Annotated in this window: 10 protein-coding genes; 6 read left to right on the top strand and 4 right to left on the bottom strand. The window is 55.4% G+C overall.

Annotated features, from left to right (window positions below; all coding sequences use genetic code 11):
* Positions 1-10 precede the first annotated feature (10 nt).
* Positions 11-1,321 (bottom strand): MFS transporter, encoded by a 1,311-nt coding sequence (locus tag AC3D25_RS30780; RefSeq protein WP_488892307.1) that lies wholly within the window; start codon positions 1,319-1,321, stop codon positions 11-13.
* 149 nt (positions 1,322-1,470) lie between these two features.
* Between AC3D25_RS30780 and AC3D25_RS30775 the strand changes: the two genes are divergently transcribed.
* Positions 1,471-2,373 (top strand): LysR family transcriptional regulator, encoded by a 903-nt coding sequence (locus AC3D25_RS30775; RefSeq protein WP_488892306.1) that lies wholly within the window; start codon positions 1,471-1,473, stop codon positions 2,371-2,373.
* 457 nt (positions 2,374-2,830) lie between these two features.
* On the opposite strand, the gene AC3D25_RS30770 is transcribed toward AC3D25_RS30775, so the two are convergent.
* Both AC3D25_RS30770 and AC3D25_RS30765 read right to left on the bottom strand, forming a co-directional pair.
* Positions 2,831-4,621 (bottom strand): tannase/feruloyl esterase family alpha/beta hydrolase, encoded by a 1,791-nt coding sequence (locus tag AC3D25_RS30770; protein WP_488892305.1) that lies wholly within the window; start codon positions 4,619-4,621, stop codon positions 2,831-2,833.
* An 867-nt stretch (positions 4,622-5,488) separates the two neighbouring features.
* Entirely contained in the window at positions 5,489-5,683 is a 195-nt protein-coding gene (locus AC3D25_RS30765) for a RidA family protein (protein ID WP_488892313.1), read from the bottom strand.
* A 337-nt stretch (positions 5,684-6,020) separates the two neighbouring features.
* Between AC3D25_RS30765 and AC3D25_RS30760 the strand changes: the two genes are divergently transcribed.
* Both AC3D25_RS30760 and AC3D25_RS30755 read left to right on the top strand, forming a co-directional pair.
* Positions 6,021-7,156 (top strand): IS3 family transposase gene (locus AC3D25_RS30760; RefSeq protein WP_488892304.1). Its coding sequence is split into 2 segments (ribosomal slippage): positions 6,021-6,279 and positions 6,279-7,156, totalling 1,137 coding nucleotides; the frame shifts between segments, so codons are not numbered across the junction.
* An 869-nt stretch (positions 7,157-8,025) separates the two neighbouring features.
* On the top strand, positions 8,026-10,185 hold the full coding sequence (locus AC3D25_RS30755; RefSeq protein WP_488892303.1) for a site-specific integrase: 2,160 nt from the start codon (positions 8,026-8,028) through the stop codon (positions 10,183-10,185).
* Between the two features lie 115 nt (positions 10,186-10,300).
* Here AC3D25_RS30755 and AC3D25_RS30750 read toward each other — a convergent pair whose 3' ends face one another.
* The gene (locus tag AC3D25_RS30750) at positions 10,301-11,236 is read right to left on the bottom strand and encodes a hypothetical protein (RefSeq protein WP_488892302.1); all 936 of its coding nucleotides are present in this window, start codon (positions 11,234-11,236) and stop codon (positions 10,301-10,303) included.
* A gap of 1,605 nt (positions 11,237-12,841) precedes the next feature.
* Between AC3D25_RS30750 and AC3D25_RS30745 the strand changes: the two genes are divergently transcribed.
* From AC3D25_RS30745 to AC3D25_RS30735, 3 genes are all read left to right on the top strand, one after another.
* Positions 12,842-14,578, top strand: a complete 1,737-nt coding sequence (locus AC3D25_RS30745; RefSeq protein ID WP_488892301.1) for a hypothetical protein — start codon at positions 12,842-12,844, stop codon at positions 14,576-14,578.
* A gap of 90 nt (positions 14,579-14,668) precedes the next feature.
* Entirely contained in the window at positions 14,669-16,963 is a 2,295-nt protein-coding gene (locus AC3D25_RS30740) for a tetratricopeptide repeat protein (RefSeq protein WP_488892300.1), read from the top strand.
* 108 nt (positions 16,964-17,071) lie between these two features.
* Positions 17,072-19,546, top strand: coding sequence for a tetratricopeptide repeat protein (locus tag AC3D25_RS30735; RefSeq protein ID WP_488892299.1), 2,475 nt, complete (start codon positions 17,072-17,074; stop codon positions 19,544-19,546).
* Positions 19,547-20,118: the final 572 nt, after the last annotated feature.

Genomic DNA, 20,118 nt, shown 5'->3' with positions numbered 1-20,118 from the left:
GAATTCACCTTTATCGATTAACGTCGCGTTTCGAGATTAGAATCGGTGCGAATCCGCCTAACCAGAAGAGGATCCCTAATGCGACGAGACCCACTACTGGCGAGCCGGTGGCGCCATAGGCCCAGCCGAAAATAGAGGGTGCGGCGAATCCGGCGACCTGCCCAAGTGCGTTGATGAAAGCGATTCCGACGACCGCAGCGTTTCCGGTAAGGAAAGTGGTTGGCAGATTCCAGAACAATGCGTTCAGCGTTGTGAATCCGCACACCATGACAACCGAAGAGCCCAACAACTTATAGGGGTCGTGCAAGGAAAGCGACATGAGCATCAGTCCGACACCGGCCATAAACGCAGGGATCGCTGTGTGCCAGCGCCGCTCTCCCGTTTTGTCGGAGTGCCATGCCACTAGGAGGATCGTAATGATTGAGATGCCATAGGGTATCGCGCTGAACCATCCCACCGTCATGGGATCGACAAGTCCCGCACTTTTGTATAAAGACGGTAGCCATAGCATGACGACAATGCCTGCAAGCAGTGTGAAATTCGTTAGCGTCATCAGCCAGACCTGACGCATGCGAGCTGCCGCGAAAAAGTTGTGCGCCCCGGCCAGCACGTTTTCGCCGTCAAGATTGTCCTTGAGCAGTTTCTTTTGCTCGGCAGTTAGCCACTTCGCGGAGTCGATCGAGTCGTCGAGATAAAACCAGCAAATTACCCCGAGAATCACAGAGGGAATGCCCTCGATCAAGAACAGCCATTGCCACGCCCTGAGCTGCTGCGAATCGCCAAAGGCATGCAGAATCCATCCCGAAAAGGGGGCACCGATGAGACTTGAAAACGGGATTGCGATTATAAAGAGGCTAATTGCTCGTCCGCGCTCTTTGGCGGGAAACCAATAAGTCAGATAAAGCATGACACCTGGGAAAAACCCAGCCTCGGCTATGCCAAGAAGCAATCGGATGGCATAGAATTCCGTCGGCGTAGTGACGAATGCCGTCAAAGCGGAGAGGAGACCCCACGTCACCATAATCCGAGCGATCCAGCGTCGCGCACCAAATCGCTTAAGAGCAATATTGCTCGGGATTTCAGTTAGAAAATAGGTGACAAAAAACAAACCCGCACCAAGACCGTAAATAGCCTCGGTGAAGTTCAGGTCGGTTTGCATTTGGAGCTTCGCGAAGCCGATGTTCACTCGGTCAAGAAACGCGAATGTGTAGCAGATGAAGAGAAATGTAAGTACCCGCCGTTTTACTCCTGAATACGTTCGTCGGGAGAAATCCTCTTCAAGTTGCAATCCTGATAGCGCCGCTTTGATATTGGTTTCCATCGTGTCTCCTTGGTCTTTATAGCGGAAGATTTTATCTATCGCCTTAGGCGAACAGGTACTGATAGTTTTTCATCGTGAAAACCAATGGTTTTCATGCGAACCCCAACGGTTTTCACTAGAATTTGCTTCTGTTCCTCGATGCGACGCCCATGAAGCAGCATCAATTGAAAGCACTCGTTGCTGTCGCTGAAAGCGGGAGCGTTCGCGCGGGCGCACGGCATATGGCACTCTCGCAAACCGCCCTGACGAAGGCGATACAAGAGCTCGAGTCGGATCTGAAAGTCACGCTTTTATACCGGGTTGCGCAAGGCGCGAAGCTGACACCGATCGGCCTGGACCTGGTGGAGAGAGCCAAGTCGATACTGGCAGAGATCGAAAGCGCACGAGAGCATGTCGCTCGTTCGCGTGGTGCGTTGCAGGCCCATGTCTCCGCTGCGGCTGGACCTGCGATCATGATGCGGCACCTGCCGCAGTTTTATTCGAGATTTAGAAATAGGTTCCCCGACGCTCTTGTGAAGGTGCAAGACGTATATCTCTCACAGATCTTTCCCAAATTGCGCGATGGATCACTTGACGTAGCGCTTACGACCATCCTGCCGGAGTGCGTGGCCAGCGACCTTCTGTTCGAGCAGGTCGCGGATCTCGATGTTGGCGTCTTGGGGTGCGCCGATAAGTATCAGGGACGAACTGTTGAACTAGCGGACCTTCAAGATGCATGTTGGGTCCTAGACCCGACCCGATTCGGAGTGAGTGAGATAGTGCGCCGGACTTCGATAGCGACCTCTGGTATCCCTCCATCAACGTACGTCGAGTGTTCGTCAACCGTCGCCACACTGGGTCTCGTCGAAGAATGCGGGTGCGTGGCGCCGAGTCCGCGGGTGATTTTCGAATCAAAAGGTCTTTCTAAAGGGATTTGCGAGATTAAACTTCGGACGCCGCTTCCGCGAATTCCCGTGGGAATCTTGAGGAGAAAAGACACCAAGCCAAGTCCAGCCGTAGAATGGATGTGCGAGTGCCTTCGATCCACTATGGCCGTTTATCGATCGAGATAACATTCGGCTGCGCAACGAATACGCCGCGCTTGCCGACACAAAGCGAATCGTCTGATTTCATTCTCAATAATCATGTCGGACACGAAAATGATTCAAGCACGTTCGAGGCTCGTCGAGAAAATAATTCAACATTTGGCGGATTATTTAGTCGCAGCAACACTCGCAACGTCTTCGCTCAGCAAGCGTTGGCGAATCGGACACCGCATCGAATCAATGCGAGTCTAGCCGGTGAGGAACGGCGCTGCCACGACATGGACGGCACGCGGTGCGCAAGGTCAACATGGCGTTGAAGCCTGCTCAACTCAACGCCGTAGATTCGAATGTAGAGGTTCGGCAATTGAACGTTGCCGAACTATTCACTGAGAATTTGGCGCAGAATTGGGATAAAACTTGGCAGGTCTGGTGCGAAACCGTCGCGATGTTACCTTTGTTACGCACGCAATCGAATGCCGCTTGCTCACGGATCCAGAGGCACAAGCTTCCCTTTTCGAACGTCATACCGTCGCTGGAAGCCTGACTGAAACGTTGATGCTCCGTACCAGTCGACCGTCGCAGTCTCTTCGATCAGTCCTGGCGCTGGCTCGTAACTTGAAGACACGTTCGAGTCGCCATGACCGACGAAGTGCGCGATCAACGGAAACGGATAGATCGGCCGACTCGCGAGCGCTGGCTGGCTCGGCGCTGCCGTCGGTAGGCTTTCCTCAAATCGGCCTATGCTGGTGCTCCGACCGCTGCTTCCCCCCTGTGGGCCCACGCTCTCGGCAATATGATCCGCACTCAAACTGACCGGTTGCGCGCCACTTTCGACCCACGCGATCAGAGGACTCAAGGTATCAAGCTGTTGGAAGCCTTCGCCGCCGCCGCAATGCCCCATGCCTGGAATCATGAAAAGCCGCAAGAAGTTGTCTGTCGCAGCTCTTCCCATCCGTGCTTGGACGGCGCGGTAGTACGCAACCGAGATCATAGGCGCGATGGAAAAGTCAGCCCAGCCGTGCCACATAATGAGCTTGCCTCCGTGTCCGGCGAACGCGCTGAGATTGGGGTCTGTGGCATCGTTCAGAGAGTGCAGTTCAAGCATCTTTGCGAATTGAGCCGTGGTAAAGGGAAACGATGCCGGATCCGCGGCGCCGGACACCGCAGCGCGGTTCACGACCGACACCATGCTTTTGAACAACATCGGCGACATGGTCCGATCACCCTGTTTCTCAGGAACAAACGCCGTCCACATCAGCTCTGAGCCCGGCTCCAATCCGTTGGGAAGGAAACGATGGCCGAGTGTATCGACCGGTCCGGAGTAGATTTTTTCGACCACTGACCATTCCGCTGGGGTCAGGCATTCGGACGTATCGCTCGTGTTCGCTTTGCAAGCGCTCCAGCTTGCCTGCACATGACAGGCCCGAGGATCGCTGAGCAGGTTGTCTTTAATGCCGTCGAGTTGATCGCAATGCGCGATTACTGCGTCGTGAATAACATGCAGCTTCGGCGCGAGGAGGATCGCGTGACCATCTGCATCCAGGTTTGCCGCGACAGTCCACGCGTGAAAGAACGAATTTTGGATCTGGAACAGCATCGCAGGTGCGCCTGCCGAAATTCCGTCGAAGTCATCAGGGTAACGTTGCGCCTCCATCAGTGCTTCGCGACCGCCGTCGGAGCATCCGGAAAAATACGCATAGCGAGGCATGACGCCGTAAAACGCATGAATCAACGCTTTGGACACAAGTGCGGTGAGATGGTTGGCTCGATACGCGAAATCGATCCGCTTCTGAGAGTCCACAGCGAACGCCCCCTCGTCCGGACTTCCCATCCGGCCGGTGTGACCCATATCGGTCGCAGCCACGGCGAATTGACCGTCCACCGCGATGGCGCAGCCGCCGGCATTGCCGATGCTGGCGTCGACGCTTCCGCACAAGCCTCCGCATCCCGCCTGAAGATACCGTTGTGTCCACTTCGTGATCGGCAACTCGAGTTTGAAGCCGATATCGGGTGCGATCGTACCGCTCACTTCACAAAAGTCGCCCTTCTCGGTCGATCGTGTGCGAGTTGTCAACTTCACCCGCGCATGGGCGGCAGTTACAAGTTTTGTCTCGGCAAGCGTTGCGCAGGTTTGCACGGGGACGACGATGGGAACCATCTTGAGCGGCTCTGCCTGTACGACTTTGGTGAAAAGACCAGCTATCACCATCCCCACGAAAAGCGCAAGAATTAGAATAAGACGTGCAGGAGGACGATGGTTATGGACGATGATCATCTGTTTAGTTTGAACTCGGTGAGAGGCTGAGTTGACGCGACGTGGCGAACGCGTGCCAAAGTTCCTTGCGACCGGTGAACGCGAGAAATGTCGGGCGAAGAAAGAGACCGTTATACCGCACGACTCAATAATTATCGTTCAGGTTTCAAGCAGCGGAGTCAAATGTTCGTTCGTGTCGGCCAAGATAGGCTGAGCTTAATTTTGCCCGCTAACGGATACAGCAAGTGCATTATGGAATACTTCGAAAGGCTCCAACCGTCCCGCCGCGGAATTTGCGAAGTACGAGTTTCGCGCAATCGTGTGTCATAAAGAGGCGACGCCATTTGCGCGCTGTCGCGATCTACGGTAGCGATGGGGCTGAGTCGCCGAAATTGCGTTGTCTTTCCCGGGGCGGACTGCGTCGTCGAGGCCCAACGTCCCGACTAGATTCTTCTTATTGCACTAGGTATTCAGGCCCATCGCTGACCGCTCCGACGGTTGACCGGCGAAACGCTCCTTTCGCGCGTGGTTAGGTTCAGCTATTAGATCTACTTCACATCGCTGCTTGAAACCTGCTCTGATAGCGACCGCGCCGTGCAAATATTGACCTACGTTCAATTTACATGGTTGCAGAATCCGACGCAGGCGCCCAGCGTGCTGCGGCCACGCGAGTCCTTCGCTGTCCGGCTCCGGGCAGTTCGGTTCGCAGATCGACTGACTGCTGTGAGTGCCATAACCCCTGCATTGTTTCGACTGGCGGCTTTGGGTCCGGCAGCGGACCGTCGTCGGGCAGAGTTCGGCCTTCTTCACCAGTGAGCCCACGCTGTCACGCGGGCAGGCAGCGTCGGCTTTGCTTCCGGCAACCGACGTGCGGCCCTCCACAAGCGCCTATACCGCTTTGACGCAATCAATTTCAATGTCGAAATGTCCAGGCCACGCCGGCACGTTCACGAAAATCCGTGCCGGCGGCTGCGGCCCGAAACATCTCGCATAGATCTCGTTGACGACCGGGAACATCGCTACCGAGGTGCAATAGAAGTTGCATTTCAGAACCTGGTCGAGCGACGATCCCGCCGTCTCCACGCATAGCTTCAGTTGTTCACTGCTCGATCGGCGCGTCCAGTACTTCGCCAATCTGCGGATCGAACGGCGGGAAACCTGAGACGTAAATCGTGTCACCGATCGGGCGTTCGGCTGCGCGTCGGAAGCGGCTTCGGCGAACCCGCCGAAGCGTCGGTTGGGGAGCGACCGCGCTGCTGCGTCTGCATCGGATATGGCAGCGTTTGCTGATGGAAAGTTTAAGAGCACACGTGGTGCAGAAAGTCCGGCAAAACGCGTCGAAAGTCCGCCTGTGTCGGTTGTAGTGGTCCAATGCCACTGGACACCTCTAAAGGGGATAATTCTCCAACTGAGGTGAGAAATGAGCAGACGGAATATCACGAACGAATTCAAGGCAGAAGCGGTGCAACTGGTGGTGGCGCAGGGCTATTCGTTCGCGAAGGCCTGCGAGGCGCTGGGCGTGGGCGACACAGCGTTGCGGCGGTGGGTGGCGCAGTGGCGAGCCGAACAGTCCGAGCCGCCGCGCACCGAGTTGCAGGTCAAGGCCGATCAGCTTCGTATCCAGGAGCTTCAGACGCGGGTGGCCGAGCTTGAGCGGGAGCGCGACATATTAAAAAAGTCCACGGCCTTCTTCGTCAAGGAAATGGATCGCTCCTCAAAGTGATCGGTTCGCTGAAGAAGGCCTGGCCGGTCAGTCTGATGTGCAAATTGCTGAAGGTGCCACGCAGCAGCTACTACGCGTTCGCTGGCCGGATTGGCAAGCCGGCTGCATCGTCCGCGCTGCTTCGGGCCGTGCGCCAGATCCACAGCGAGAGCCGCAGCAGTTACGGCAGTCGCCGGATGGCGCGGGCGCTGCAGCAGCAAGGCCACGCGATCGGACGCTATCGGGCCCGCTCTCTGATGCGCGAGGCGCAAGTGTCGGTGGCGCGACGGCGCACGCATCGCTATCGCCCGGCCACGGGTGTAGCGCTGGTGGCGCCCAACTTGCTGGATCGCAAGTTCAACCCGGGTGCGCTCAACCGGGTCTGGGCTGGTGACATTACCTATGTGAGGACACGGGCGGGTTGGTCGTATCTGGCGGTCGTGATGGATCTGCATTCGCGCCGCATCGTGGGCTGGGCGTTCGCCGCGCAGGCCGACACGGAGCTGGTGATTCAGGCGCTGCAGCAGGCACGCAGCAGCCGGCGCCCAGGCCCCGGGCTGATGTTCCACTCAGACCAGGGCTGCCAGTACACCAGCGAACGCTTCGTGAGTGATCTGAAGGCAAACGGGATCACGCAGAGCATGAGCCGAAAGGGAAACTGCTGGGACAATGCGGTGGTTGAGCGGTTCTTTAGAAGCCTGAAGAGCGAATGGATCGGTGAACAGGACTATGGCGGTCACGAGCAAGCGCGACGTGATATTGCGAGTTATGTGGCTGACTTTTACAACTATCGACGCATCCATTCGGCGGCAAACGACTCGCCGCCGGTGCGTTATGAGGCTTCGATTTATTGAAAAATCCCCTTTGTGGGTGTCCAAAAGGGGTTGACCACTACAGGTTCGCAAAGATGGTGAGGAGGTTCGGGAGAGAAACCCTGCACCGGGTCGGCGCTTTGCACGCCGGCACGTGGTGCCGATAGCAAGAGGCTTTGCTTGCCGGGCTCGAAGTTCTCGCGTGGACGATTCTAAGTTTGAAAACCGAGCCGCGGCGAACATAACGCACCGAAGCGCCCTCTTGATTAGAAAATCGCCTTGATTAGGGCCAGCTAGAAGAAACGACGTCACTGCCGATTGCCTTCTCTCGGGAGGCGACGGGCCGGCCCGCGCACAATTGACTAGTTCTATCCGACACGATGACTGACGTATACCTATTAGTGTGCATCTCGACGCCGTCGGTGCAGACGGCAGGCATTGCATCCCGTTGATTGAGGCGGAGCGACCAATCCCCTTCGCCCTGCGGTGGCCACCCAGTCCGCACAGACGGCGAGAAAACGTCAGCCGCCTCGCGGCCTCCTTTCACCCTTCGCCGCAGGACTGCGGGCGCTGAGTTTAGATCACCCGCCCGACTACGCGGTGTGCGCACGGACACCATCGTGCCCTCTCCTATTGCAGAGCTTTGAGCGCGACCAGCCAAGGAAATCACCTAAATTAGGGCCAGTGTCCGCAAATGAAGGGTATGATAGCTCTAACTATCATACCCTTCACTTTTAATGTCCGAACGGGTACTCTCGAATCTACATCTCGCCCAAAGCCCGCGGAATATGGGGTTGCGGTTTGTATTCGACGACTTAGATGGTTCTGTCTTTGCTGCGCGTCGGGCCGTGCTGAGATCTTGGTGGGCCCGAAACGTAACGAACGATACGATTTTCATCATAAAAAATTGCATGAATATCTACGGCGACTTCGAGGATGTTGAGTTTCGCGAAACCCCGGCGGCGTCAGACGCGGCGGTATTCACAGCAGCCACCGAAAAGACGGCGGTCGCCCGGGCCCGGGCATCGGCCGCACGCGCGAAAGCGCGGCAACGGCAGCGCGACCAGGCCAACGAGCGCCGCATCGGCCTGCAACATCTGGCGTTTTTCCGCGGTTATTTCGAAGGTCTGGAGCTAGCGGATTTGGGCGAGCAATACCTGGAATTTGGCCGTGACGCTCGAAAAGCCACCGCGACGCTCAGCTGGCTGACGACCGCGTTCGTGGCGGCGGCCCGAAAACGGCAGGATTTCGCCATCGCACGGCTCCTTGCGATCCGCCCGGCCGCGCTTGCCACGCCCGCGGGCGCCAATTCCCCGTCGTTGGACGACTTTGCGGCCGAACACGACCCCGACGGCTTCTATACAGAGAAGGATCTGCTCGAACTGTTTTCCGCGCACCACGCGGGGTCCGGCGCAGGGTCCGACGTCGCCAGCCGCGCGACCTTACGCCGGCAACAACGCAACGCGCGGTTGCGAATTCGCCAAATGGCGGCGCTCGATGTGCTCGCGCGACTGGTCGTGGAAGATCCGAAACCCGACCACCACGTCCTCGGCTGGTTCGACACCTCGGTGGCGCTGCGCCTCGCGGATGTGGGAATTGCCACGATCGGCAAATTGGTCGAGACCATCAACGCGATCGGCTATCGCTGGTATCGAGACGTGCCCCGCCTCGGGGAGATCGGCGCGCGGCGGATCGCGACCTGGCTGGAGCATTACCGGGACGTTGATGGGCTGAGAATATCTGCGTCCTCGCTGATCCCGCCCTCCGACCGAAACCTCCCTGTACCGCAGGTGAACCGCGAGCCCGCGACCGGCATCGTGCCGTTGGAGTATTTTCTGATTCCGTCAGCATTTGATGGCTCTCAAGGGCTCAACCGCAACCAGCTCAAGAACAATAGCGGCGCAAACAACGACCGCGAGGCGATAGAGTTTTGGCTGGCCGATTATGAAAACCCAAACACGCGCGAAAAATACCGAACAGAGGCTGAGCGGCTGCTGCTGTGGGCGATTTTTGCAAAGGGCAAGCCCCTGTCGAGCCTCGACACCAACGATGCGCGCGAGTACGTGAACCGCTTTCTCGTCGACCCGCAACCGGCCGCGCAGTGGGTGAAGGAAAAGCCAGTGCCGCGAAGCGACCCATCGTGGCGGCCGTTTCGCGGCCCCTTGTCGATCAAGAGCCGGCAGGATTCGCTCGCGGCATTAAAGAAATTTTTCGGCGATCTGGTCAATTCGCAGTACCTCGACCACAACGCGTTCGCGAAAATTAAGGTGTTTCTCGGCCATCAGCATGACGATGCGGGCAACGAGCGGCGCGTTGCAGCAAAATCGCGCATTCAGATGGAGCGGAGTCTCTCGAAGGAAGCATGGATGTTTGCCATGCGCGTGTTGAGCACGCTGCCTGATACGGCGGCCGCCGCCCGCATCCGATTTGTGCTCGCTTTGGCGTATAGCACAGGTCTGCGCCGTTCAGAACTGTGCGGCGCCTTCACCGACGACATCAGCTTGCGCTACGCCGGGGCCGAGCTGGGTTCGATTCACCTGTTACGCGTGGTGGGCAAGGGTTCGAAGGAGCGGTTCGTGCCGCTCGTGCCCGCCGTTATAACGGCGCTTGGCGACTATCTCGAAGCGCGCGGCCTCCCTCGCGATCCCCTCGCATGCCCGGTCGGCACCGCGTTGATTCCCGCCTTACCGAACAATCAGGACATTAGCCGGATTCGTCGCGAAGCCGAAGAAAGCCGCACCGACGTGCAAAAGGCGCATGCCGTCCTCGCGCGCACGGCGAAGCCAATCCATCACGAACTGCTGTATCGGGCCGTGAAACGATTTTTTGCGACGGCGAGCGCCGCGGCACTGCGAGAGGACTCACCTCACGCACGGGCTTTTACGGAGGTCAGCCCTCACTGGCTGCGGCACACCTTCGTTTCCCATGCTCTGGCACATGGGATGAGCTTAGAAAGCGCACGAAACTTTGCGGGACATGACTCGCTCGATACCACGTCGATCTATGCCACCGTGGAATTGGGTCGACAGTATCGGGAAGCGGAGACCTTTCTACGAGGAGCAACTTCATAACGATGCCCAATCGTGATTGCCCTGAAAAAGACGCGGACACCCATAGAGAACGGAACAAGCTAAACCATTCCCTACTGTAAAGTCCGTAAAAGCGATCGAAAAAAAACGTACGCAACTACCGACCACACGGACATCTAGCCGGTTTAACGGGTTTTGCCGTTGTCGGGCATTTCGACTCAACGGTCCCAGAAATGCAACATGGGGGCGCGCTTGGAATTTCACGAAGACCAAGCTGTTTGACAAGGTCTAGAGTCAGCGATTCTAAATTTTTGATCCGGCCATCATAGGAAGCACGTAGTTCCTTCGCAATTGCATCCAATGACGATTCTCGTGCATGGATGCGCTCGCGCTCGCTCAGTACCAATGTAACGGCCACGTAAACGACTGCAAACGCCAGGAGGATCGGAAGAAGCCACGGTATCCCATTAATCATATGGAAGACGAGTGCCCAGGACGCTTTTGAAACGCTCTGTGTAGGCGTAGCGGCCTTATCTTGGTGTCTTCCGACTTCTTGAATATCCCTGGCGTCGCCGGAATAGAGGACCTTTCCTGCCGTCGCGAGTATCCGCTTATCAGGCGTCACAACGATTTTGCTGCCACCGTAGCGCAAGGGGAAGGCTTGCTTAACCGCTACCGGCACACAAAGTTCTAAAAATGAGAGGACAAGCTCGGGTTTATCGTAGAAATACCTGATCAGTCGGCCAATGCTAGAAATTCCTAACTCGAATTCCAAGCTTCCGTACGTAAAATCACCAACGATAAAAAATGTCGAAAACGGCAACGTATCGGGGCCAAAAGTTTGTTGGAGTGGGATTGAAGGCCGAAATTTCTCCGCCAAGTTGACGAGGCGCTGCGGCAATTCTGACCGGAGGTATTCTTCGTATTGTTGGAGTGCGTCTTCGTCGATCCGACCATCGAAGCTTGCCCAAAACGCTTGCCTGACGTCAAAACGCAATTGGTCCACTTTCAGCGGATTGACAATCTTGATGGCTACAGATCCAGGGTCACCTTCTTTGTTGCCCAATTCCGAGTCTGAGTTTTCATTTGCCATGCCCCACTCCTTCAACGATTGTGCGCGCCAAGGCGCCACCGATCCGGGATGTCCAAATCTCCGTCGCTATCATTGCAGCCGACAACTATGCATCGATTAAACGAAGGTTAGGCGGGAATTCTCACTAATCTAAGAAAATCAATCGGTAGACAATTTACGCCAAATGGAACGCTAATAATCGACTCGGACCAGGAGCTATCGATATTTGATTATGGCAATTTCAATGTTGTGGCTGATTAAATGTCTGATCAAAGGTGTGTCGAACCTGACTACGGCCGGAATGATATTGCTAGCGGGCACGTCGACGCACTCGTTTCGCCATACGTTCGGCACGCACGCTCCGTCTGAGGACGTGCCGCTCTGTGTCCTGCAAGGAATCCTTTGGTCATGCGTTGTTACAGACGACGTCTATCTATGTTCAGGCGGAGAAACAGCGGATGTCGCGCGAGGCGGCGTTGTTCCATAACCGCAGAAGCCCGACACTGCTCAATAAATCGCTCCCACGCGCGAGACGGACAAATACGCTTGTCTGGTTGACGGCTTAACGATAGATTCGTATGACTGAATCGTCGAGGGCTCGTCATGCGCCAACTTTCGAAATGGCTTCGGCCTCTCCCTAAGAAAAAACTGAACGACCTGGACAACTGGACACTGGCGACGTTGGGGGTCGTGTCTTACGCCGAAGCGAGTTTTTTCGGTTGGGTTGTCAAAGAATCTTTTCCCGCGTGCTGGGTCATTGCTCGCACCCTGCCCATCTCGCAATGGGGACTGCAGGGGCTAGTGTGCAGTCTTCTCTTGGCGGCGACTCTGACGCAAGTGTGGATTTATTCAGTGATGGCCAGGCGATGCAGCAGTCTGCTCGAACAACGGCTCTTTGCTTGAGCACCTCGGCTCAACGAATATCAGGCGATGGCAATCGGCAAGGCATGACTGTTTGCATATCCCCTCAACTGTCCGGTCGGGACTGCGTGGATTCCTGCGTTACCGAGTAATCAGGACATTGACCGAGTTCGCCGCAAGCCGGACGTAAGCGGCACCGACGAGCAACAGGCGCTTGCCGCCCCTCGCCCACTCGGCCAACCTATCTATCACGTGTCGCTGTATCGGGCCGTGAAACTATTTTCTGCGACGGCGACCGCCGTGGCCCTGCGCGGGACTCGCCTCACGCGCGGGCTTTCACTGAAATCACCCCACATTGATGCACCACACGTTCGTGTCTCATGCGCTCGCGAATGGTATGAGCCTCGAAAGTGCGCGGAATTTTGCAGGGCACGACTCGTTGGATACTACGTCGATCTACGCCACTGCGGAACTGGGTCGTCAGTATCGGGAAGCAGAGGCGTTTCTGCGGAGAGCAATTTTATAACGCTGCCCGAATTTGCCAATACCTGATATTTTCTCTGCGGTGGGGAAGCACGGCGCTGCTTCATGCCCCTTAAACATTTTATTTAAGTCCATAACGATACGCAGTCTAGGCTGAGGCGTCACCGAGCCTATTCAAGCGGCAATGTGGACGGAATTTTTGGGGCTGAGATTATGCACACATTTACCGCTCCCAAACGAGTCCCTGGATTCGGGTGGGCCACTGTATGGCGTCGGGCCGCTGTGCTCTCGATTGTATTCGTCGTTCTCCTCTTATCAAACACGCAACTGGCATTCCCCGCGCAAACGACAACTTGCAAAAACGGTGAAAAAAACTTTTGGTCTCATGATGAGCGCCAGGTATGGACCGAGATTTGCGCTAATTCCGAACCGATTCTTAACGAGGAATCACCACGCCGACGGCTTTCCCGTCGTTTTTTAACAGATTTATTTAATGCGACTTCGTCAACATTAAAAGATAAACCTATCGTATTACGTTACGTAAGCATAGACACCTACGTTAACTTAATCCGCACATCAATACCTGGACTTCGTATTATCGATTCATTAATTGAAGGTATAAATCTGGAATGGGTCGACTCCAACGGTTATTTGGAAATAGAAAATTCGAAAATCAGAACAATAGTTATAAATAATTCAAAAATCGGTGGGATTTCAGTAAAGCGGCTTTCGGGATCTCCTCCGAGCTCGCAAATCGGGGGCCTTGCGGCGTTTTGGACAAGTTCCTGGAATACCCGCTGGCCAATTGAATACGAATCCGCGTTAGTTATTAAGAACAGTAGTTTAACCAATGATCTTTCCGTCAACGGCGCCGAGGTTAATATGCGCGTCGAAAATGTAAGAATCGGCGGGCAGATGGCTTTAGTTTTCATCAACGGGGATAAAGGAGACGGCTTCGCAGATTTTAAAGCCCTGAGCGTTACCGGCGACGTCCTATTTAGCGACATCAAAAACTATAATATCTCTATAGCCTTTTCTAGCTTTTCTGACTTTAATTTAACGTCCGCCAAACTTACGTATTTTGAAATGTCCAACTCAACTATCGACCGAGAACTTGCTTTTCACGATGTTAGTATTGCGGGCACCCTTGCTCCGCAAGTTTCGTCCGTACCGGTGGTATCTCGAATTTACTCGGTGGCGACGAAGCGACTGCTATTTGATCGGCTGACAACGGACTCGCCCTTCTATGTGCAATCAAATTCAATCTCTGGTGATTGGATGATCAAGGAAAGTAACCTCCACTCGATGGACGCCCTGTTGACAACTGTTGGTGGTACTTTTGGAATTTCGGCTACAACTCGCTGGAAAGGTGGGTCGTCCCTGAAAATGCGCCAGACGACTTTAAAAAATATCCAATCCCCGCATAGTTTCCAAGCTTGGCCTCGTAGTGTTGACATGACAAACGCAAAATACGAATCTTTCGCTTTTGAAGGCGACGATAGTCTATTCGCAATGCCGCGGGATGTCGCGTCTTGGTTTATAACGTGGCTGGACCTCGGTTCAACGAATTCGTTTTCGATCCAACCGTATCAAGCGGTCATTGACTTTATGGCTAAGAACGGCGACGGCGAATCGGCAAGTCTGATAGGTTACGCCCTAAAGGACCGCGAACTAGCCAATGCATGTACGGCGAACGATATGACCGAATGCTCCATACTTTGGCTCTCCAAATACCTGATTGGATATGGCTATCGCTTATGGCTCGCATTAATATGGACATTAATTTTGATCTTGGTTGGGGCCATGGTTTTTCGTCGAACGCCTGAGTCAAAGAAGTTCAAAATGCCTCTGGGGTTAACCTACAGTTTTGATCTGCTAATCCCGTTGATCAAGCTTCGGGATTTGAATTACAAAATCGATATCCGCGGTCCAGCGCGATACTACTTCTATTTTCACAAGCTGGCTGGTTGGATTTTGAGTTCTTTTATCGTTGCCGGCCTTGGTGGGTGGACGAAATAATTCTTTTACGCCGTAGAAAGCCCGGCGAAACCGACGACGTAGCAATCGTGTCAGCAATTTGATAGGTTTTAGTACTCTTCGAGGCAAGATATGCCGCCGCTCGCCGGATCCGTTGTGGTCGTAACGTCCAGCCTTCCCTCGTGGGCGCCTTCGTGGGCTGCCGGCTGGTGGGACGCATTCGATAAGGCGGGCGCTGCCGCCAACTTTTTCTCGATCGTGCCAATTTGGTCGATCTTTTTTTTGGTCGCGGGAAGCATGCCTGCTTTATGGTGGTGGTTTCGTCGGAAAAGCGACGCCGCCCATATTGCTTTGCTGGAGCGGCAGAAAAAGCGTCTAGAGAACGATCTGCGCAATCAAGTTCAGAAGACGGCAAGGGTGCAGCGAGAAAACGGCGAGCTAAAAGAACGATTGCCTGATGTTGTGTTGGAAAAAGCGAAGCACGAGACCAAGAACGGTAACAACTACTTTGCTCATAGGATTATTGATGAGTGGATTGAGTCGGAAGGCGCGCTCGTATCTCAGATACTCCTTGCGCAGGCCCATTGGGCTATCGGTCGTGCCGTAGGAGAGCACCGCGCAGCGGGCTTGTCTGTTGCACAGATCTACGCCAATAGCGCGGTCTGCCTCAACCCATACGATAGGGAGCGCAGCGAACTCGCCCACGACTTGGCTTCGCTTGCCATCGCCGAGAGGCAGACGAAACCGCCGTTCCACGAGGCCCTAGAAGAGGTTCGGAGCGCATCGTGGTCTGCCCCAGCAAATGCCGACGAGATTATCTTGGCCTTGGCAGCTGTTAAAGAAGGGCACCGGCTAATGGATTTCGGACACTTCCGTGTTGCACTGGTGATGTTCGAGGAGGCCGAGCCTCACTTAATACGGAACTTAGGCATTTCAACGCAGCAGTCAGCAGAGTGCCGTGATCTACACGCCCTTGTTCTGCTATGTTTAGGCCGCTATGCGGAGGCGCTGGTTATCCTTGAAGACGTGGTGGCGAAACAAATTGCGAAAAAGGACTTCGGACCGCATTGGTCCCCAACATTCACGAGCCGCGATCTGCAGGCCTTTGTTCTGGAAAGTCTCGGCCGCTTTGATGAAGCTTTGGACATCCTCGAAGACTTGGTGGCAGAACGAACGGCAGATATCAACTTCGGACCGGAGCACCCAATCACACTTACGAGCTGCCATGGGCAGGCCTTGATGTTAGGGAGACTGAACCGTTTCGAGGAGGCGCTGGCGATCGTTGACAACGTGGTGGAGACACTATCAGCCAAGACCGACTACGGCCCCCGTCACGCAACAACCCTCGCGAGCCGCGAATTACAGGCCCACCTGCTGCAATGTCTGGGGCGCTACAACAAGGCTTTGGGCGTCATCGACGACGTGGTGCCCGCACAAATCGGTGATACCGAGCGCGGGCCCAATCACCTGGGGACGCTGGCGAGTCGTCATCTACAGGCCAGCGTGCTGCTTAATCTGCGCCGCTATAAAGAGGCGTTAGAAATCGTGAACGACGTGGTGACGAAGGAAGAAACTAATGCTGACCTCGAGCCCGACAACCCGTCATCACTCAAAAGCCGCTATCTGCAGGCCGAGGTGCTGAAGCATTTGGGTCGGCGTGAGGAGGCGTTATCCATTATCAAAGACGTGGCGGCGAAGCAAATAACTAACACCGACCTTGGCCCCGATCACCCCGATACACTCGATAGCCGGCACTTTCATGCTGCTCTTCTGCAAGACATGGGCCACTTTGAGAAGGCGCTGACCATTATTGAGTCCGTGGTGGCAACCCAAACAGATAGTGTCGCGTTCGGCCCCCATCATCCATCGACGCTGACAAGCCGCCGTCTACAGTCCGACGTGCTGTGGCGTCTGGGCCGATTCGAGGAGGCGTTGGACATCGTCGCAGACGTTGCGGAAAAAGAAGAATCCCATACCCACTTTGGCCCGGATAGCCCGTCAACGCTTTCCAGCCGCTATCTGCAGGCAGATTTGCTGCGACATTTGGGCCGCTATAAGGAAGCGTTGGCGATCATCGACGACGTGGTGACAAAGTTGAATTCCCTGATCGACTTCGGCCCGGATCACCGGTCTACAATTACGAGCCGCTTTCTGGAGGCCGAGGTGCTGCGGCAGCTGGGCCGCTATGAACAGTCACTGGCCGTCATCTCCGATGTGATAAAGAAAGCAAGTGTTCACCCCGATTTTGGCCTTGATCATCTGTCGACACGTAAAGGCCGACAATTGCAGGCTGATCTGCTGACGCATTTGGGTCGCGCTGGAGAAGTGTCGCCCATCATCAAAGGCTTAACCACGAAGGTCAATTCTGGCCCGGCTCACGCGGCAACAGATACAAGTCGCAAACATCCGTTCTATGGTCCGCGCTGACGCGCAGCGCTACGGATCAACAGGTCGCTGAGCGCGTTAGCGGTGCTCGCCTGCTCCTTGCCCGCTCGGCGAAACCGATCCATCGCGGGCTGTTTTGGGAGGCTCGATATGCCGCCGATCGCCGGATCCGTTGTGGTCGTAACGTCCAGCCTTCCCTCGTGGGTGCCCCCGTGGGCTGCCGGATGGTGGGACGCATTCGATAAGGTGGGCCCTGCAGCCAATTTCATCTCGATCGCGACGCCACTTTGGTCGGCGCTTTTTTTCGTCGCTGGCAGCATATTGCCTGCTCTATGGTGGCGCTTACGCCGCAAAAGTGACACCGCTCACATCGCTCTGCTCGAACGCCAGAAACGGCGGCTTGAGGAAGATTTGCGCGATCAAGTTCAAGAAACTGCTAACGCGAAGCGAGCGATCGCCGAACTAGAAGAAAGGCTGCCCGATTTCGCAGTGCAAAAAGCGAAGCGGGAATCGAAAGACGGGAACGACCAATTGGCGCAACGGGTTATGAGCGGCTGGATCGAGTCGGAAGGCCTCCTCATATCGGACATCCTCCTCGCGCAGTCCCACTGGGCGATCGGGCGGGCCGTTGGAGAAGAACGAGCCGCAGGCCTTTCCGTCGCGAGAAGCTATGCCATCGCGGCGGAATGCCTCAACCCCTACGAAAAAGAGCGGCGAGAGTTGGCTCGCGACCTCATTGCCCTGATGAAAGCCGAGGGACAGACCGGTCTGCCGTTCCGCCATGCGCTAGAGCAGATCCAGAGCACATCGTGGTTGGCACCGGCAAAAGCGGATGACATTCGCATCGCATTGGCGACTTTAAGCGAGGCGCGCGGGCTGATGAGCCGGTGGCACTACCGCGTCGCACTAGTGATGCTAGAAGATGCAGAGCATCTCCTAATACGAAATCTTGGAAACTCTGCATTGCAATCGTTGGAGTGTCGTCATCAACACGCCCAGGCGCTGGAACGTTTGGGTCGCTTCGAGGAAGCTCTGGCTATCATCGACGACGTGGTCGCGAGACAAATAGCCAACACCGAAATCGGCCCCGATCACCTGTCGACACTTGCAAGCCGCCATTTGCAGGCGTCCGCGCTGGACCAGCATGGCCAAACTGAAAAGGCATTGACGATCATCGAAGACGTCGTAGCTAGAAAGAGCGCGAGGCTGGAGATCGGACCGGATCATAGCTCAACACTCAATAGCCGCTATGTGCAGGCCGCGTTGCTTCGAAATATGGGCCACTATGAAAAGGCGTTTGACATTATCGAAGACGTGGTGGCGATAGAAAAAGGTAAATACAGTGTCGCCCCAAATCACCCGGCAACACTTTCAAGTCGCCATTTGTTGGCCGATCTGCTGCAGTGCATGGGACGTTATCAGGAAGCATTAGCCATAATCGAAGAAGTCGTAGCGAAAGAAGTACTTAACGATGCCGACCTCGGCCCGGATCGCCCGTCGACACTTGCAAGCCGCCATTTGCAGACTGAAGTGCTTCAGGCTCTGGGACGCTATGAGGAGGCATTGACCATCATTGAAGACGTGGTGGCAAAACAAAAAGCCAACTCGAACATCGGTCCGGATCATCCAACAACGCTTGCCAGCCGCCATCTTCAGGCCGACGTGCTCCAAAATCTAGGCCGCTATGAAGAGGCGTTGGCGATCATTGAAGACGTGGCTACGGAACAAAAAGCCAACATGGACCACGGCTCCGATCACGCAGCAATACTTGCAAGCCGCCATCTGCAAGCCGATCTGCTGGCCTTCCTCGGCCGCTATGAAGCGGCCTTGGCAATGATCGAAGACGTGACGGCGAAACGAATCGCCAATATTGACGTCGGGCCGGATCATCCGGAAACACTAATGGGCCTCAAATTGCAGGCCGAGATACTGATAGATCTTGCCCGTTACGAGGAGGCGCTAATCATTATTAAAGACGTGCTGGCGAAAGAAAAAGCCAGTACCGATCTGGGCCCGCATCATCCCAGAACAGTTACGAGCCGCCATGTGGAGGCCGATGTGCTGCAAAAGCTGCGCCGCTACGAGGAGGCGTTGATCATTATCACTGACGTGGTCGCGCAACGAATACGCCATCCAGACTTCGGCCCGGATCACCCTTGGACACTCTCGGGTCTCCGTGTACAGGCTGAAGTATTACAACACCTGGGTCGCAATGAGGAGGCGTTGGCCATCATCGAAGACGTGGTCGCGAATCGAATCGCCGATACCGCTTTCGGACCTAATCACCCGTCCACACTTCTAAGCCGCCATGTGCATGCTGATGTCCTGCAGGACTTGGGCCGGCATGAGGAGGCGTTGACCATCATCGAAGATGTAATCGAGAAACGACTCGCCAATTCCGCCTTCGGCCCGGATCATCCTTTGACACTCAATCACCGCCATCTGGAAGCCCAAATACTGGAAAGTCTCGGCCGCAGTAAGGAGGCGCTGGTAATTATTGAAGACGTGGTCGCGGGTGCCAACAAGCGGCTTGGGCCACAGCATCCATATACTGAAAAGTATCGCTCTCTGCAAAAAGCAATTGCTGATGCGATCACTCGAGCCACTTCGCCCAATCGCCCATAGAACTTGAACACGCGTGCTTGTCTATCCGCGACCCGCTCATGTTTGACGACGCCAGCTACTTTCCGTTTCTTTCTCGTTCTGCCTCCGCCGCGGAACATGCGATTCTTAGTTCTTTCCTATTGAAGCCGGCGACCTCCGAAATGGTTTCGTAGCTGGAACGGCATGTTTCGTTGGCTCGGCGGTAACAAACACTCCACCCGCTTGCAGCACCGCACTCAATCAAATACTCAGCTTTTCCATCTGAGTTTTTCAACGGCTCGACCGTTGAGCAACCGAAGAGAGTGGCCGTCAAAACTGCCAAGATGTGTGACGCGTTGATTTGCATTAGTCGATGCCGTCGTAGCTGATACCGCAGGGTGACGAAACTCTAGGCAAAGAAAAACGACGGCCCTCCCCTCTTCTGCCGAAGACGACGCATTATTGCTCACCCGGCCTCCGCCTCCCCCGTTCTCCCTGTCCGGGGTGTTGATTGCGAGGCTGAACGTTGATCACGAACGCTTGCTTCTTTCACGTTGTCGAGATATCCCAACGCTGCCCTGTGACAGAAAACTGTCAGATAAGTGGCACTTTGA

It is taken from the genome of Caballeronia sp. SL1002 (assembly GCF_057814995.1).
Note: the sequence above shows the minus strand (reverse complement) of the source record. Positions and strands in the feature narration are given on the sequence as shown.

What these genes read in the sequence shown, in the direction of transcription:
- AC3D25_RS30780 (WP_488892307.1), bottom strand. Translation starts at nt 1,321, where the DNA reads ATGGAAACCAATATCAAAGCGGCGCTATCAGGATTGCAACTTGAAGAG.
- AC3D25_RS30775 (WP_488892306.1), top strand. Translation starts at nt 1,471, where the DNA reads ATGAAGCAGCATCAATTGAAAGCACTCGTTGCTGTCGCTGAAAGCGGG.
- AC3D25_RS30770 (WP_488892305.1), bottom strand. Translation starts at nt 4,621, where the DNA reads ATGATCATCGTCCATAACCATCGTCCTCCTGCACGTCTTATTCTAATT.
- AC3D25_RS30755 (WP_488892303.1), top strand. Translation starts at nt 8,026, where the DNA reads ATGAATATCTACGGCGACTTCGAGGATGTTGAGTTTCGCGAAACCCCG.
- AC3D25_RS30750 (WP_488892302.1), bottom strand. Translation starts at nt 11,236, where the DNA reads ATGGCAAATGAAAACTCAGACTCGGAATTGGGCAACAAAGAAGGTGAC.
- AC3D25_RS30740 (WP_488892300.1), top strand. Translation starts at nt 14,669, where the DNA reads ATGCCGCCGCTCGCCGGATCCGTTGTGGTCGTAACGTCCAGCCTTCCC.
- AC3D25_RS30735 (WP_488892299.1), top strand. Translation starts at nt 17,072, where the DNA reads ATGCCGCCGATCGCCGGATCCGTTGTGGTCGTAACGTCCAGCCTTCCC.